The following is a 16,035-nucleotide window of genomic DNA, read 5'->3' as shown; positions in this document are numbered from 1 at the left end:
TTCATTTCTCCAGGGTGGCTTTGATGATGGTCACGGGCGTGTTCGGCACGTTCTGGTGTCCGCCCTTGTTTCCGACGGGAACGGCTTTGATCTTGTCGACCACATCCATGCCGGTCACGACCTTGCCGAAAACGGCATAGCCGTAGCCATCGGGGTTGGGGGCGTTGAGCATGGCGTTGTCGACCACGTTGATGAAAAACTGGGCGGTGGCCGAGTTGGGGTTCGAAGTCCTGGCCATCGCGATGGTGCCACGGCCGTTGGTCAGGCCGTTTCGCGATTCCAGCGGGACGGGCGCACGCGTGGGCTTTTGCGTCATGTCGGCGGTGAAGCCGCCACCCTGGATCATGAAGCCATCAATCACCCGGTGGAAAACCGTGCCGTCGTAGTGCTTGTCCTTCACATACTGAACGAAGTTCTCCACCGTCTTGGGGGCTTTGGCCGCATCGAGTTCCAGCACGATGTCACCTGCGCTGGTGTTCAGCCGCACACGGGTGGCGTCGGCTGGCGCCTGAGCCCAGGCTGGAAGAACAAGCGCCGTGGAGGTGAGGGCCATGAACACGGCCGCGGTGCGGCGACGCATCTTCAGCGAACGGGGGGTCGACATCAGGTATTTCCTTCAAAAAAGATCTTCCACTGGCCGTTTTCCCGGGCCCAGTATTGGCGCCGGGTGACACCCCGGCTTTGGCCGGCGGCCACCTCCCCAAAGGTCACCACCATGGTTTCCTCGGTGTCCCGCCATTTGAGCAGACTGGTGTCCTTGAGTTCGATCGGCCGCGGGTTGCGCAACTCGGCGGCCAAACGCGGCCACACCTGTTCAAGGTCCTTTCCGGACTGTCGGAACCGATCGGAGTACAAGGCCCTCAGGCTTGCTTCGTCACCGGCGCTGCGTGCCTGACGCCAGCTTTCCAGGGCCTTGGCGAAATCCTCCCGGTCGGCGTCCAGTCCGTCCGGTGAAACCCATTCGAGCCGCTCTGCAATCACCACTGGCGTGGTACGGATCTGCACGGTGCGAAGGATGCGGCTCAGATCCTGGTTGGACAGCACGACACAGCCGTCTGAAGCTTGCGGGGCGCGGACAAACTGGTTGCTGGGGGTGCCATGCAGCCAGATGCCGCTGCCGGTCTTTCCGCGCTGCAGGTCGAGGGCGTTGGGGTAGTTGATGGGCAGCGCGCCCACGCCGTAGAGGTCGGGCAGTTTGTCCGGGTCCAGGGTGCTGGTGATGTAGTAGACACCCAGCGGGGTGCGCTTGTCGCCCTCGACCTGTTTTTCAATGCCTTGCAGGCCGACCGAGATGTAGTAGTCCGCGATCAGTCGCAAGTCTGGCGCGTGCTCTTCGCTGGTATTGGCCGGGGTGAGGTTCTCGAACAGGTACAGGCGGGAACGCGAGGCATCGATCGCGATGGCATGTCTGCTTTGCGGAGCCAACGACAGGAACTGCCTGGGCAGGTGGCCTGCCGGTGGACGCTCGGTCAGGGCGGCCAGGCGTCTGCGCGACTCCTCGCGCAGGGCCTTCAACTGGTCCGCAGCTGCCAGCGCGCTGGTATCGGGCACGTCACCCAGGGTGCGGACAGGGCGCGTCTGCAAGGTCAGCAGGTCGCCCAGCACCAGTTGCGCCAGCTGGAAGTTGGGATGGTCGCGCACCAGCGCCTCGGCCGCCTGCAATGCCTGACGATGTTCTGCCTGCCGGATGTGCTGGTAGATGCCAATCAGGCGCGCCTCTGCCTGGCCCAGCAGGGGCTTGACCTCGTGGAGCAAGTCGTCGGTCAGGGGAGCGCGACTGAGGCCATCGGTTGGCACGGTCGAACTCGGTTGAACTCGGGCATAGGCCGCATCGATCAGACCTGACCGGATGGCGGTGCCAACCGGTGCCTCTGACCCGAGGTCGATCGCGGTGGTCACCATTGCCTCACGGTGCATGGTCGACCACCAGTGTGCAGCACCCGCAGCCACACCCAGCACCAGCGCCAAGGCCACGAGAAGATGGCTGCGCTTGAACGGCCGTGGCTCGTCGAAGGCGGTGGGGAAACTGGCGTGTCCCCGCTGGAAATGCCGGGGAGAGGGCATCAGGACCCGGTGGATTCGCGCACGATCAGCCAGCGATCACCCTGACGGACCATGTCCAGAGTTTTGCGGCTCGTGACGTTGACGGCGTCAGACCGGTAGGCCTGACTGAACCGTGCCACGGCACGATTTCCATCCACGCTGACCTTGAGGTCGTCGATGTCGACATCGATCCGGTTGCGGGGAACGATGCGCGCACGGCGTTCAGACTCCCAGGCGGCCCGAGACTGGCCCCCTGCCGGGGTGAAATTTGGCGCGTAGGCACCCAGGTAGCCTTTCATGTCCTTCGAAGACCAGGCCTTGGCCCAGGCCTGAACCGCCGCCTCGACGGCGTCGTGGCCAGCGGCTGCCGGCGCCGCTGCGGTTTTGGCTGGTTCGGCCGGGGCCGCGGTGGGTGCAGATGTGACAGGCGCAGCGGCGGAAGGGGCCTTGGCCACTTCGGCAGGGGCTGCCACGGGCGCAACCGCCGATTTGCCGCCCGCAAACAGGTTGCGAATCAGGCTCAGCTTGGGCGCAGCCCCCGTGTTGTTGGCGTCGAGTTGCAGTGCCTTGCTGTAGGCCTGGCTGGCCAGCTTGGCGTACACGTCTCCCAGATTCTCATGCGCGGTGGCGTAGCTGGGGTTGGTCCGGATGGCCATCTCCAGCGCGGCGCGGGCCTTGTCGAACTGGCTCTGGCCGGCGTAAAGCACCGCCAGGTTGTTGTAGGGCTCCGGGAGTTCGGGGTAATCCTCGGTCAGCTTGGCAAAGGTGGTGATCGCGTCTGCCGTCTTGCCGCCCTCGGTCTGGATCACGCCCTTGAGGAACCGCATCTGGGGGTCCTTGGGCTTGCCTGCCAGGTATTGATCTGCCTTGGCCAGGGCATCATTGAGCTGTCCTGCCCTCACCAGTCGATTGACCTCGGCATAGGCATCCGTCTGTGCGGTGGCTCCCAGCGGAGCAGACAAGGCCGCCACCACGGCCGCCAGGGCCGACAGCCGTCGAAGTGGCAGAAGCGGGCCTTGCAGGGAACGGGTGGAGCGCTCGGTCGTGAACATGGTGCCTCGTGTTTTCAGGGACGGTGCGGATCGTCTGCCAGGATGACGTGCGCCGCCGGACGGCAACGGGGAGCCTCCGACAGGCTGGATATACTGAAGGCATTGTATCTGAGGGGCAGCCTCCGAATGCGTCAGCGCTCCCTCCCTCACCCTTCCATGACCCTACACATTTACAACACGCTGACCCGGCGGCTGGAGCCGTTTGAGCCGTTGGAAAAGCAGCACGTGCGCATGTACGTCTGCGGCATGACGGTCTACGACCTCTGCCACCTTGGCCACGCCCGTTCGATGCTGGCCTTCGACGTGGTGCAGCGCTGGCTCAAGGCCAGCGGCTACCGCGTGACCTATGTCCGCAACGTGACGGACATCGACGACAAGATCATCGCCCGCGCCGTGAAGAACGGCGAGACGATCACCTCGCTCACCGACCGGATGATCGATGCGCTGCACCAGGATGCCGACGCACTGGGCATCGAGCGGCCGACCCATGAGCCCCGCGCGACGGAGTACGTTCCGCGGATGCTGGACATCGTGCGCCGTCTCGAAGAGAAGGGCCTGGCCTACCGCAGCGCCAATGGCGATGTGAACTACGCGGTCCGCAAGTTCGCGGGCTACGGCAAGCTCTCGGGCAAGTCGCTGGACGACCTTCGTGCGGGCGAGCGCGTGGCGGTGGACGACGGCAAGCAGGACCCGCTGGATTTCGTGCTCTGGAAGTCGGCCAAGGCCGATGAGCCGGCCGAGGCCAAGTGGGACAGTCCCTACGGCAGCGGGCGGCCGGGCTGGCACATCGAGTGCTCGGCCATGAGTTGCCAGATGCTGGGCGAGAGCTTCGACATCCACGGCGGCGGCGCCGACCTGCAGTTCCCGCACCACGAGAACGAGATTGCCCAGAGCGAAGGGGCCACCGGGCAGCCATTGGCGCGTTTCTGGATGCACAACGGCTTCGTGCGGGTGGACAACGAGAAGATGTCCAAGAGCCTGGGCAACTTCTTCACCATCCGCGAGGTGCTGGAGAAGTACGACGCGGAGACGGTGCGCTTCTTTGTGCTGCGTGCCCACTACCGCAGCGCGCTGAACTACAGCGATGCCCACCTGGATGATGCGCGCTCGGCCCTCAAGCGCCTTTACACGGCGCTGGCGGCGGTGCGGGGCCAGGTGCCTCCGACCATCGACTGGAGCCAGCCCTTCGCGGCACGCTTCAAGGCGGCCATGGACGAAGACTTCGGCACACCCGAAGCGGTGGCCGTGCTGTTTGACCTGGCCAGCGAGGTCAACCGCACGCGTGACGCTGCGCTGGCTGGCTTGCTGCAGGCGCTCGGCGGTGTGCTTGGGCTGCTGCAGCAGGACTCCCAGGCCTACCTGCAGGCCGGTGGCGCCGCCGGTGGGCTGGATGAGGCCGCCATTGGCGAGCAGATCGCCGCCCGTGCCGCAGCCAAGGCGGCCAGGAACTTTGCCGAGGCCGACCGCATCCGCCAGGAGTTGCTGGCCCAGGGCGTCGTCCTCAAGGACGGCCCTGCCGGCACCACCTGGGAGCGTGCCTGATGGCGGCAGCGTCCCAGTTGCCGCCGGTGGGCGATGATGCGCCCCTGTACTGGCAGGAGGCCTGTCGTCACCTGATGAAACGCGATCGGGTGATGAAAAAGCTCATCCCCCAGCATGCGGGCGCTTACCTGCAGTCCCGGGGGGACGCTTTCGTGACCCTGGCGCGCAGCATCGTGGGGCAGCAGATTTCGGTCAAGGCCGCGCAATCGGTCTGGGACCGGTTCGAACAGCTGCCCCGCAAGATGACCCCGGCCCATGTGCTCAAGCTCAAGGTCGATGACATGCGCTCGGCCGGCCTTTCTGCCCGCAAGGTGGAGTATCTGGTCGACCTGGCCCTGCATTTCGCGAACGATCAGGTGCATGTCGACCAGTGGGTCGAGATGGACGACGAGGCCATCATCAAGGAACTGGTGGCCATTCGCGGCATTGGCCGCTGGACGGCCGAGATGTTCCTGATCTTTCACCTCATGAGACCCAACGTGCTGCCGCTGGACGACGTCGGCCTGCAAAACGGCATCAGCCAATGCTACTTTTCCGGGGAACCGGTCAGTCGCAGCGAGATGCGCGAAGTGGCCGCCTCATGGGCACCTTTCTGCAGCGTGGCGACTTGGTATATTTGGCGCTCGTTGGACCCGGCCCCCGTGGCCTACTGACCCGGAGAAACATCTTGGGCAAGAAGAACTTCCTGGATTTCGAGCAGCCGATCGCGGAGCTCGAAGGCAAGATCGAAGAACTGCGTTATGTGCAGAGCGAATCGGCGGTCGACATCTCTGCGGAGATCGAGCAGCTGGCCAACAAGAGCCTGCAGCTGACCAAGGATATCTACAGCAACCTGACCCCGTGGCAGATCACCAAGATCGCCCGGCATTCGGACCGCCCGTACACGCTGGACTATGTGCGCGAGATCTTCACGCACTTCGTGGAGCTGCACGGCGACCGCCACTTTGCCGACGACCTGTCGATCGTGGGTGGTCTGGCGCGCTTCAACGGGCAGCCTTGCATGGTGATCGGTCACCAGAAGGGCCGCGACACCAAGGAGCGCGGCCTGCGCAACTTCGGCATGACCAAGCCCGAGGGCTACCGCAAAGCCTTGCGCCTGATGAAACTGGCCGAGAAGTTCAAGTTGCCGGTGTTCACCTTCGTGGATACGCCCGGTGCCTATCCGGGCATCGACGCCGAGGAGCGCGGTCAGTCCGAGGCCATCGGTCGCAACATCTACGAAATGGCCCAGCTGGAGGTGCCGATCATCTCCACCATCATTGGCGAAGGCGGTTCCGGCGGTGCGCTGGCCATCTCCGTGGCCGACCAGGTGGTGATGCTGCAGTACTCGGTGTACTCCGTGATCAGCCCCGAAGGATGCGCATCGATCCTCTGGAAGACCAGCGATCGCGCCAGCGATGCGGCCGAAGCCCTGGGCATCACGGCCCATCGGCTCAAGGCCCTGGGTCTGGTGGACAAGATCGTCAATGAGCCCGTGGGCGGTGCCCACCGTGACCACAAGCAGATGGCGGCTTTCCTCAAGCGCGCGCTCAACGATGCCTGGCGCCAGGTGTCCGACCTGAAGGTCAAGGAACTGCTGGAGCGCCGCTACCAGCGCCTGGACAGCTACGGTCGATTTACCGACACCAAGGCCGAGGCGCGCGAAAAGCGCTGACGCGGCGCCTGGCGACGCAGCACAGGATGTCCCGTCTGTCGGATACCGGGGCTGGCGCCCTGACCGCATGGCGGTCCCGATGGTGTCCGCCTGACTTTTCCGGCAAGGTGGGTGTGGCCTACAGCGCGGGCGCGGACTCGACCGCCTTGCTGGCGGCAGCGGTGTCTGTCTGGCCCGGTCAGGTGGTGGCGCTGCACGTGCACCATGGCCTGCAGGCCGCGGCCGATGGCTTCGAGGCCACCGCGCGGGAGGTGGCTTCCCGGCTGAACGTGCCTCTGCAGGTTGGCCGCACGGATGCCCGGCATGCTCCCGGCCAGAGTCCCGAAGATGCCGCCCGGCAGGCGCGTTACCTGGCGCTGGCAGGCATGGCTCGCGAGGCCGATGTGTCGGTGGTCCTGTTGGGTCAGCATGCCGACGATCAGGCCGAAACCTTGTTGCTGGCCTTGAGTCGGGGTGCCGGTCTGCCAGGCTTGGCTGGCATGCCCGAGCGGTTCGTGCGCCATGGTGCGCTGTTCGGCAGGCCCTTTCTCGGCATTCCTGCAGCGACCTTGCGCGATTGGGTGCTTGAGCAGGGTCTGGCGTTTGTGGATGATCCGTCGAACACGGATCCACGGTTCACGCGCAACCGGATCCGTTCGCTTCTCATGCCTGCCTGGCAGGCGTGCTTTCCGGGGTTTCGTCAGGCGCTGGCGCGCAGCGCCCGCCACGCGGCACAGGCGCAGGTTCTGCTGGATGAGCTCGCTCTCGAGGATCTGCAGACCGTGGGGGTCCCGCCCAGGCTGTCGGCCCTGCAGGCGCTGTCCCGAGCCCGTCAGTCGAACGTGTTGCGCCACTGGCTCAAGCAGGAGGCTGGTGCAGCGCCTACCGAGGCGCAGTTGTCGGAGTTGCTTGATCAGGTCGATGCTTGCCGCACCCGAGGCCACCGCCTGCAGCTGCGGGCCGCCGGTGGCCGGGTAGAGCGGGCGGATGACCATCTGGTCTATCGGACCCTGTGAGGGTCAACCCTTATAATCTACCGGTTTTGCCCGATCCCGGCGAGCGGTCAGACACCCATTTCCAACCGTTTCTCCTCGCGGCCCGCGTCGCGACCATTCCGATGGCATTGATTGTTCACAAGTACGGCGGCACCTCGATGGGGTCGACCGAGCGCATCCGCAATGTGGCCCGTCGCGTGGCCAAGTGGCACAAGGCCGGCCACCAGATGGTGGTGGTCCCCAGCGCCATGAGCGGTGAGACCAACCGTCTGCTGGCCCTGGCCAAGGAAGTGGCGCCCGAGAAACCGGGCAAGGCCTACGGCCGCGAACTGGACATGCTGGCGTCTACCGGCGAGCAGGCCTCGTCCGCGTTGCTGGCCATTGCCCTGCAGGCCGAAGGCCTGGATGCGGTGAGCTACGCCGGCTGGCAGGTGCCGATCAAGACCAACGATGCCTACACCAAGGCGCGTATCGAGTCGATCGACGACGCCCGCGTGCGCGCCGATCTGGATGCCGGCAAGGTGGTGATCATCACCGGCTTCCAGGGCATTGACGATGGCGGCAACATCACCACGCTGGGTCGCGGTGGTTCCGATACTTCGGCTGTGGCCGTGGCCGCCGCCCTCAAGGCCAACGAGTGCCTGATTTACACCGACGTGGACGGCGTCTATACGACCGACCCGCGCGTGGTGCCCGAAGCACGTCGCCTGGAGCGTGTGAGCTTTGAAGAGATGCTGGAAATGGCCAGCATGGGTTCGAAGGTGCTGCAGATCCGCTCGGTGGAGTTTGCCGGCAAGTACAAGGTACCGCTGCGCGTCCTGTCGAGCTTCACGCCCTGGGACATCGATTTGAACGAAGAGGCCACTTCTGGCACCCTGATCACTTTTGAGGAAGACGCTGATATGGAACGAGCCGTTGTTTCCGGCATTGCCTTCAACCGCGACGAAGCGAAGGTTTCCGTGCTGGGTGTGCCCGACAAGCCGGGCATTGCCTACCAGATCCTGGGTGCCGTGGCCGAGGCCAACATCGAGGTGGATGTGATCATCCAGAACCTCTCCAAGGATGGCAAGACCGACTTCTCGTTCACGGTTCACCGCAACGATTTCCAGAAAACGGTGGACCTGCTCAAGGGCAAGGTGGTACCGGCTCTGGGGGCTGCCGACGTGGTGGGTGACAGCCGTATCTGCAAGGTGTCCATCGTCGGCATCGGCATGCGCAGCCACGTGGGTGTGGCCAGCCGGATGTTCAAGTGCCTGAGTGATGAAGGCATCAACATCCAGATGATTTCCACCTCGGAGATCAAGACCTCGGTCGTGATCGACGAGAAGTACATGGAACTGGCGGTGCGCGCCCTGCACCGCGAGTTCGACCTCGATCAAACGGCCGACACCATCGCCCGCTGAGACGGGTTGCACATTTGCCGAAGCGGCTGCTCAAACGGCCAAAAAGTTGAGGCATAATATGCAGTTCCGGAGTGATGACCGAGTGGCCGAAGGTGCTCCCCTGCTAAGGGAGTATGGGGTGTAGAGCCTCATCGAGGGTTCGAATCCCTCTCACTCCGCCAACTACCTGTCCGAAGACTTCCACCGAAGTCCAAAAGACAACCTGAAAAGCCCGCTTTCCCCTAGGAAGCGGGCTTTTTTCTTTACATGGGTGTCCAGAGGGGTTCATTGACAGCCAGCAATCTGCGGGGGTATTTTCGGGGGTATCGGCGCGGCGGGTTGGGGGTATCGTGTTTTTCCGCCCGCCAGGGGAGAAACCATGCCACTGACCGACACTGCCGCCCGACAGGCCAAGCCAGGCCCTAAGCCCGTCAAGCTCAGCGATAGCCATGGGCTGTATCTGTTGGTGAACCCCACAGGCTCCAAGCTGTGGCGCTGGAAATACCGCCACCTTGGCAAGGAGAAGCTGATGCCTCTGGGGCAGTACCCGGGCGTAACGCTGGCGCAGGCTCGCCAGGCCCGTGACAATGCTCGCCAGTTGCTGGCCCAGGGCTCCGATCCCATGGAGCTGCGCAAGGCCGACAAGGTAGCCGCCCTGGTAGCAACGGATGACTCCTTTGAGGTGGTGGCCCGCCAATGGTGGGCGCACTGGAAAGGCCCCCGCAGCCCACGCCACGCCGACTACGTGATCCGCCGTCTAGAGGCAGACGTGTTCCCCAAGCTGGGTGCAAGGCCCATTGCCAGCATCACCGCACCGCAATTGCTGGCAATGGCTAAGGCCATCGAGGCCCGCGGCGCCCTCGACATGGCCAAGCGGGCCTTGCAGACCTGCGCTCAGATCCTGCGTTATGCCGTGGCCCATGGTCTGATCGAGCGAAATCCGTCGGCCGACGTGCGTCCGTCTGACGCCCTCAAGCCCCGCGCCAAAGAAAACTATGCCCGCCTAGACGCGAAAGAGATGCCCGAGCTGCTGCGCAAGATTGAGGCATACCCCGGCGCACCCTACACGCGTCTTGCAATGAAGCTGATGGCTTACACCTTCGTGCGCACGGGCGAGCTGATCGGTGCCCGCTGGGAGGAGATCGACCTGACGGCGGCCGAATGGCGAATCCCGGCCGAGCGCATGAAGATGCGCACTCCGCACATCGTGCCCCTCGCACCCCAGGCGGTGGAGGTATTGCAGGCTCTGCAGACCCTTTCGGGGCACAAGCAGTTGCTGTTCCCGGGCGAGCGCGATCACAGCAAGCCCATGAGTAACAACACCATCTTGATGGCGCTGGCCCGGATGGGCTACAAAGGTCGTATGACAGGCCACGGCTTCAGGGGAGTCGCGTCGACCATCCTGCACGAGCACGGCCATCCGCACCACCTGATAGAACTGCAACTGGCTCATAGCGAGCGCAACCAGGTGGCCGCTGCCTACAACCACGCCACCTACCTGGAGCCGCGCCGCGCCATGATGGTCGCCTGGGCCGATCATTTAGACAAGATACGTAGGGGCGCAGACGTGATTGCACTGCCGAAGCGTGTGGGATAGAAATCACTTATTTCAGCTACTCACAAAGCATGAGATTCACTTCAGGTACGACCAGGTTACAGAAGACTTAAGGTGCGCTGCATTTAGGTGATGAAGTATCTAAGTAAATCTGGATTATGCAAAATCATTGCATGTTGTAACTTGCGATTGCGTTAGTCTAGCAGTGTTAATTTTGATATTCGTGTTTTAAGCAATTGGATCTACAATGAACAGTAAATCCCATAGTGGTGAAAAGATCCCCTTTTCGGAGCTGATGTCGAAGTTGGAAAGCAATCCTACTCCAGAAACTGTGAAGGGGCATCATTTCTTTGATGCTCTCAGAAAGAAGGATCATTCTGATAAAGAGCTTGCTAGTGATGTTTTTGTTAAAAGTTATCGTCGCTGGCTGGTTCCGTTGAATGATGCTGCTAAAGAGTTGGGGATTTCTGATGACGAGTTGATCGAGTTTGCTCATCATAGAATAACCTTCCTGATATTTCATCGCCCAGCAGGCGTCGAGGTGCGTAAGGTTGCTAGATATGTTGGAAGCGTCGAAGAAGTTGAAAAACATAATCAGCCGGATTTTCTGGTTTTCCCATCAGAAGCATGCTTTGATCTTCACTTCAAGGACGAGGTAGATCTTTTGGATGTGAAGATCGCGATGTCATTAAGTCCAACGCGTGGCCTGTCATCCATCCCTCTGAAATCCGACACTCCTGAGGCAAAAGAGCCGCTGAATCAGAACCTTGAGTTCAGCCTGAATGCCAGGCGAGAAGACTGGTTGAAGGACTGGGGTTGTTGGTCCTTTTTGCGCAACGGCCAGAAGTCAGGTGTGACGGTGGGCAAAAATTCACTATTTGTTCCAGCGGAGGAGGTTCAGTATTTAAGAGATCTCTTGCGTGAGGGCAATTTTCAGAATGTGGAGTCTTGTCATTCAAAATTTCTAATTGGCATGATTGAAGCATCTAGAGAGTTTTGGACTGATTTTGGGGTTGCGGATAGAAATGGTGCAAAAAGGCCAAAGCAGGATGAAATTAGGGATTGGCTGGTTAGAAATTATCAAATGCCCCAAACACTGGCCAAGCATGCCGCGACGTTAATTCGTCCGGAAAACGTGCCAAAAGGACGTCCGCCTGCCAGTTGAAGGCTAAAATGTTGGCGTACATACGGTCTTGACGAGTGGTGATGTGCCGGCGTTGTTTGTAACGTCAAAAGCATCGTTCGATGGCGTTGCGCTTACGGGAGTGCTTAACGTCGAAGGGCTTGTTTTATGCAGTCGCCAGAGTAACAGGCTTTGAGCCACAAACTTTCACAAACGCAACCAAGGTACGGCTCTTGCCGCCCTTGTCTGCTAGAGCGTGCGTAGGTGAAAAGCCTTGCAGACAAGTGATGTCGTTCACTTGTCCTGCCGTGAGGGTCAGTTTCAAGGAATGACCCTGTGAATCTTTGCACTCAACACACCTAGGGAACGCTCCAGAACTGCAGTCATGGCCCCCGTTGGTTTTGACGGCTGGTTGATGCGCTTGAACGATGCTGCTATCGATCAGCAGGTATGCGTTACCCTGGTCCTTTGCTTGCATGGCAAACACTTGCTCCCAGATTCCTGTCGCGGTCCAATGGGAGAAGTGCCTGTGCACCGTCTTGTACTGCCATGACGCTCAGACTGGTCGGTCCGTCCGGCTTCCGAATGCAGCACCCATGCTACGCCGTTGACGAGTACGAGGATATCCACGCGCTTCAAAACGGATCACCCGCTTTTCTGGACAGTAGTCCCCTCAGGCGATGCCCTTGGGCGTCAGTGATTTCGTAGCCTCAGGCGTTCCATGCGAGCTTGATTCCTCTGGTTTGCACCTTCTTATCCTTAATTAATAAAATGCTTCGCTCTCAACGCTTGATGGAATAGAGTTATCAAAACCAGAAGGGTGTTCTCTTTTCTTTGTTGCTAGGACTGTGCAGACTTGGCTTCTCAAATTCATTTGGAGCCAATAATGCTTAACTCATCACCCCTGAAGATACTGCGTTTGAAGCAGTTGATCGCACTGACGGGCCTTTGTCGTTCGTCCATCTATAACAGGCTCAATCCCCGATCTGCGAGCTACGACCACACCTTTCCGCAGCCTTTCAACCTGAGTGCTTGCCCTGGTAAGCGTGGTGCTGTCGGTTTTCTCGAGTCTGAAGTTCAGGCTTGGATTGAAGCTCGGGTCCAGACATCAAGAGGCCGCGCACAAAGCACTCAGACCTCTGCAGTCGCAACTGCAAGAACCGATTGCGCGAGTGCTGAAAGGAAGTGGGAGGTGCGCCGTGTTTGAATCTTCCTACTCTTTTGCAGCATATCTACATGTGATGCAAGTTCTGAATGTCGAGCGGAACATTCTCGCTCCACGCCCCGTGGGTAGGAGTGCTGCAATGTCCATTACGTCACTTGTCTGTCAGGGTATGCGCCGTGATCAGCGTCCGATCACGTTGCCATGTCCAATCTCGCATTGCCTTCTGTCTGTGGCAGAGAGTGATGCGATAAAGAGCGCGAACGATCGTTTCTTCCTTTGCCCTGTCAAAGATCTTGACTTGGAGCTCGAAATTAAATTGGCAAGAGAGGATGTTGAGGCGTGGCAGTACGGCCTCAAGAAGGGAGGTGCAGCATGAGCGATCTAACCCAAATCGACTTCGAAGGTGCGCAGAAAGCCCTTGAACAGGCCGTTCCAACGAAGAGCACTCTGAGGAAGGAGGCCTTTGCGAAGTTGCTTCCCATGATCGAAGGTGCGATGGCACGACGTGTCCCGCAAAAACAAGTGTTGAGCATCCTCGCACAGTTCGGGCTTACGCTGAGTGCCGGGACGTTCAAGATCTTGCTCAAAGAGGCTCAGGACAATCGATCTGGTGGAGGTGCCGCATGATGTATACCGATCCCTTCGATCCGTACCCGATCACTGCGTTGCCAGACATCGCCCGAGGTGCCGTTGAGGACATTGCCAACCTGGCGAAGGTCCCAAATGGCTTGGCTGGAGTGTCTGTTCTTACGGCCATGTCGGTGGCGATTCAGCGCAGCGTCAAGGTGGTGTTGCCTTCCACCCAAAGTGCGCGCCCGGTTGGCCTGTACCTGCTGACCGTAGCCTTGAGCGGTGATGGTAAGTCACCAGCCGACGAACAGGCGTTGAAGCCGATTCGTGAACACGAAGCATCTGCGCGGGAGCAACACGATGTACAGCAGAAACACTATCGAGCTCAGCACGCAATTTGGGCGAACAAGAAGCGCTTGCTGATGGCCAACGATGCCGAAGACGCGGACGCAATGGAACGCTTGCAGCGGCACTACGAGACGGAGCCAACGAGGCCAAAGTGCCCCACGTTCTTGAAAAAAGACATCTCGGAGCGTGCGGTACTTGAAGCCTTGGATGGCTCAGGCCGATCGCTGGGGATCATCTGCGATGAGGGCAAGATCATCTTCAATGACAGGTTCCAGGAAAAGGTGGGGGTGTTCAACTCTGCTTGGAGTGGCAGTGTCCTTCAGTTGGAACGCGCCAATGGAGTGAGGTTCGATGCTCAAGATCCACGACTGACGATGTCGGTCATGGTGCAGCCCAGTGTCCTGCAGGAGTTCATGGACAAGCGTTCCAACACCTCCTTGCGCGGATCGGGCTTCATGGCGCGATGCTTGGTGAGTGCACCTCAGTCGCAACAAGGGTACCGATGGCGAGACGCAAGTGTGCCAGCCAGGCATCGGCTCGATGCATTCCATGACAGGATCAGAGAAATCTTGCTTCAGGGTGATGCTCGGGAAGAGTCGCGCTCAGATGAGGTCCTCTTGGAGTTCGATGCAGATGCTGCGCAGCGCTGGCTCGATATTGGTAACAGCTACGAAGTTCAGATGCGGCCCATGAACAGCGGACACGTCATCTCTGACTTCCTCTCCAAGGCGTCGGAGCATATCGCTCGCATCGCTGCTCTCTTTCATGTCATCGGTAACCAGCCGGGGAAGATCACTGCTGACACTGTGGAGCGTGCTCGAACTTTTGTCGAGTACTACGCGAACGGTTATCGAGCGATGTTTGTTCCGCCTCCACCTCCACCGGCGTGGATCAATGACAGCAAAGCTCTCGACGAGTATTTGCACCGTGCGCACTGGAGTTCCGGCATGCTGTATGTTCCGAAAAATGAGATCCTCAGGCGCGGACCTGTGAGAGGCAGCGAGCGCTTTGAGCCTGCGCTCGCCGCGTTGATAAGGGAAGGTAAGGTCGGACTTTGCCGCGATGAAAAGCACAAGGTGTTCATCTGGAAAAATCCCTATCAGATGCAACCTGTGATGCAGCAACCCTCACTCATGTACCAAAATCAATGAGTCTCCGAGCCAGTCATCGTAGCTCATCTAGGCTAGGCCTCGAGAATCATGGGGCCTATACTCCAATCCGGGTGTGATTTCTGCGATTAATCGCAGGAATCACATGCCTTGACGCCCCCAACTCCCTCTGGACCTTGTGTCCGGTGGTGGGTCTGGGGGTTTTTTGTTTCCCATTGTTTCCAGTCCACCATATGGACTTTTATGAATACCGTGGTCTCTTGGTGCTTGATGGGATGCTCAACTTGCATCCATTTGGTGGCTCTGAGTGCAGTCTACCTTGATCAAATCATGGTCTATATGATTATTTATAGTTCGTTCATGGCTATGCTTGGCTGACGCTTCACGAACACGAGGCCTGCCTGCACTTGGCTTCTCTGGTATTCGACTCATCGCTACTACACGGGTCTTGGTGCAGTTCTTTTGCTTTAGATATTGATCTGATTTCATCAGGTATGCAAGATTCTTTCTCAAGGCCTCACGTTTTTCTGTGTCATGGTGGTTGATCTGACCGACACCATTACCATGCCCCAACTGCTTCTGTTTGATCTTTGACCTGTTGCTGTTCCAGTACTGACCCATTCCGTCGGTAATCATTGCTTCCCAATACTCACCGATCTTGTCTGCGATATAGATATCATGACTCGTGGTCGTACTATAGGCGATCAGGATATGGATGTGTAGTCCCGTCTTTTCTCCTTCCTCGATCTTCCAAACATATCCCTCAATACCCTTCAGAAGCGTGTTGCTTTTCCTGTTGTTCAGCAAGCGTTTGAGATGGTGTTGAACGTTATCGAGCGTGATCTCTGATCTGAATACCTCTTTGTAACTGAGCGTCAGGGACAGGATCAGGTGCCTTGATTTCCACTCAAAGAGCATCTTCTCCCAGTTTATTGCTCTTGCTTTCCTTCTCAACACATTGCGTTCATGCCTCTGCAGTCCTCGTCTGAACTCTCCTGCCTTGCACATGTGCCGGATGATCTTGATGAATTCGTTGAAGAGGTGTGCATAGGTTGTTTTTCCATCAGGTAGGCAGATATCCAGCGGTCTGTCAAAGCTCATCCACTCAGGGTCGAGATTGAGCTTTTTACATGCTTCATAGAACACAGCCACTTTCGGGCTGTAAACGTACTTCTGCGAGTATGCATGAAAGCATCGATTGATTGCGTGGTAGTGGTTTGCCAGCTTCTTGTTTTCGATCTTCAGATGATTGTTCAAGAGTTGTTCTTCATTAAAGGCCAGATCGTTGGATGATTTGATATCGTCTATGATGGTTTCTGCATTTGATAGTGCCGATGCAGGAAGATCGCAATCATGAATCGTGATGATTTTTTGACGTTTCTTGGTGGAAAATTCGATGTGGTGATCTGCTTCCAGGTTGACGTAGGTTTGCATGATGTCTTTCTTGTTTGGCATGGGTATTCTCTGTGTTGTTGTTTTGATATGTGGTTCGTGATTGGTTTCATGGTATTCATGGAT

At 59.1% G+C, this 16,035-nt stretch carries 14 protein-coding genes and 1 tRNA gene; 11 read left to right on the top strand and 4 right to left on the bottom strand.

Translation table 11 applies throughout. The features are described from left to right. Position 1: 1 nt before the first annotated feature. The 3 genes from ACFQNJ_RS01420 to ACFQNJ_RS01410 are packed head-to-tail and all read right to left on the bottom strand — an operon-like array spanning position 2 to position 3,095. Positions 2-604: a peptidylprolyl isomerase gene (locus ACFQNJ_RS01420; RefSeq protein ID WP_382253259.1), complete on the bottom strand. Its 603-nt coding sequence runs from the start codon at positions 602-604 to the stop codon at positions 2-4. Continuing rightward, positions 604-2,064, bottom strand: coding sequence for a L,D-transpeptidase family protein (locus ACFQNJ_RS01415; protein ID WP_382253258.1), 1,461 nt, complete (start codon positions 2,062-2,064; stop codon positions 604-606). Before ACFQNJ_RS01415 ends, ACFQNJ_RS01420 begins: the two co-directional genes overlap by 1 nt. Further along, positions 2,064-3,095, bottom strand: a complete 1,032-nt coding sequence (locus tag ACFQNJ_RS01410; RefSeq protein WP_382253256.1) for a nuclear transport factor 2 family protein — start codon at positions 3,093-3,095, stop codon at positions 2,064-2,066. Before ACFQNJ_RS01410 ends, ACFQNJ_RS01415 begins: the two co-directional genes overlap by 1 nt. Before the next feature lie 156 nt (positions 3,096-3,251). On the opposite strand from ACFQNJ_RS01410, the gene cysS reads away from it, so the two are divergent. From cysS to ACFQNJ_RS01355, 11 genes are all read left to right on the top strand, one after another. Next, a complete protein-coding gene (gene cysS, locus ACFQNJ_RS01405) occupies positions 3,252-4,637 on the top strand; it encodes a cysteine--tRNA ligase (RefSeq protein WP_382253254.1) in 1,386 nt (461 codons plus the stop codon). After that, positions 4,637-5,290, top strand: a complete 654-nt coding sequence (locus ACFQNJ_RS01400) for a DNA-3-methyladenine glycosylase family protein (protein ID WP_374639016.1) — start codon at positions 4,637-4,639, stop codon at positions 5,288-5,290. Before cysS ends, ACFQNJ_RS01400 begins: the two co-directional genes overlap by 1 nt. 14 nt (positions 5,291-5,304) lie before the next feature. Further along, positions 5,305-6,291: an acetyl-CoA carboxylase carboxyltransferase subunit alpha gene (locus ACFQNJ_RS01395; protein ID WP_374639017.1), complete on the top strand. Its 987-nt coding sequence runs from the start codon at positions 5,305-5,307 to the stop codon at positions 6,289-6,291. A gap of 26 nt (positions 6,292-6,317) precedes the next feature. After that, a complete protein-coding gene (gene tilS / locus ACFQNJ_RS01390; protein WP_382253253.1) occupies positions 6,318-7,286 on the top strand; it encodes a tRNA lysidine(34) synthetase TilS in 969 nt (322 codons plus the stop codon). A gap of 101 nt (positions 7,287-7,387) precedes the next feature. Further along, positions 7,388-8,668: an aspartate kinase gene (locus ACFQNJ_RS01385; RefSeq protein WP_374639020.1), complete on the top strand. Its 1,281-nt coding sequence runs from the start codon at positions 7,388-7,390 to the stop codon at positions 8,666-8,668. A gap of 68 nt (positions 8,669-8,736) precedes the next feature. Continuing rightward, a tRNA-Ser gene (locus tag ACFQNJ_RS01380) sits at positions 8,737-8,829 on the top strand. 197 nt (positions 8,830-9,026) lie between these two features. Continuing rightward, complete coding sequence (locus ACFQNJ_RS01375; RefSeq protein WP_382253252.1) at positions 9,027-10,244, top strand: tyrosine-type recombinase/integrase; 1,218 nt, start codon at positions 9,027-9,029, stop codon at positions 10,242-10,244. Between the two features lie 205 nt (positions 10,245-10,449). After that, the gene (locus ACFQNJ_RS01370; RefSeq protein WP_382253250.1) at positions 10,450-11,367 is read left to right on the top strand and encodes a hypothetical protein; all 918 of its coding nucleotides are present in this window, start codon (positions 10,450-10,452) and stop codon (positions 11,365-11,367) included. Positions 11,368-12,211: 844 nt separating this feature from the next. Beyond that, entirely contained in the window at positions 12,212-12,532 is a 321-nt protein-coding gene (locus ACFQNJ_RS01365; RefSeq protein ID WP_382253627.1) for a helix-turn-helix transcriptional regulator, read from the top strand. Positions 12,533-12,862: 330 nt separating this feature from the next. Then, positions 12,863-13,117, top strand: coding sequence for a hypothetical protein (locus tag ACFQNJ_RS01360; protein WP_382253249.1), 255 nt, complete (start codon positions 12,863-12,865; stop codon positions 13,115-13,117). Next, on the top strand, positions 13,114-14,559 hold the full coding sequence (locus tag ACFQNJ_RS01355; protein WP_382253247.1) for a YfjI family protein: 1,446 nt from the start codon (positions 13,114-13,116) through the stop codon (positions 14,557-14,559). Before ACFQNJ_RS01360 ends, ACFQNJ_RS01355 begins: the two co-directional genes overlap by 4 nt. 237 nt (positions 14,560-14,796) lie before the next feature. Here ACFQNJ_RS01355 and ACFQNJ_RS01350 read toward each other — a convergent pair whose 3' ends face one another. After that, the gene (locus ACFQNJ_RS01350) at positions 14,797-15,951 is read right to left on the bottom strand and encodes a hypothetical protein (protein ID WP_382253245.1); all 1,155 of its coding nucleotides are present in this window, start codon (positions 15,949-15,951) and stop codon (positions 14,797-14,799) included. Positions 15,952-16,035: the final 84 nt, after the last annotated feature.

Origin of the sequence: Hydrogenophaga bisanensis, from assembly GCF_042665135.1 — a bacterium.
Taxonomy (GTDB): domain Bacteria; phylum Pseudomonadota; class Gammaproteobacteria; order Burkholderiales; family Burkholderiaceae_C; genus Hydrogenophaga; species Hydrogenophaga bisanensis.
The sequence above is the reverse complement of the archived record's forward strand: the minus strand, read 5'-3'. Positions and strand labels throughout refer to the sequence as shown.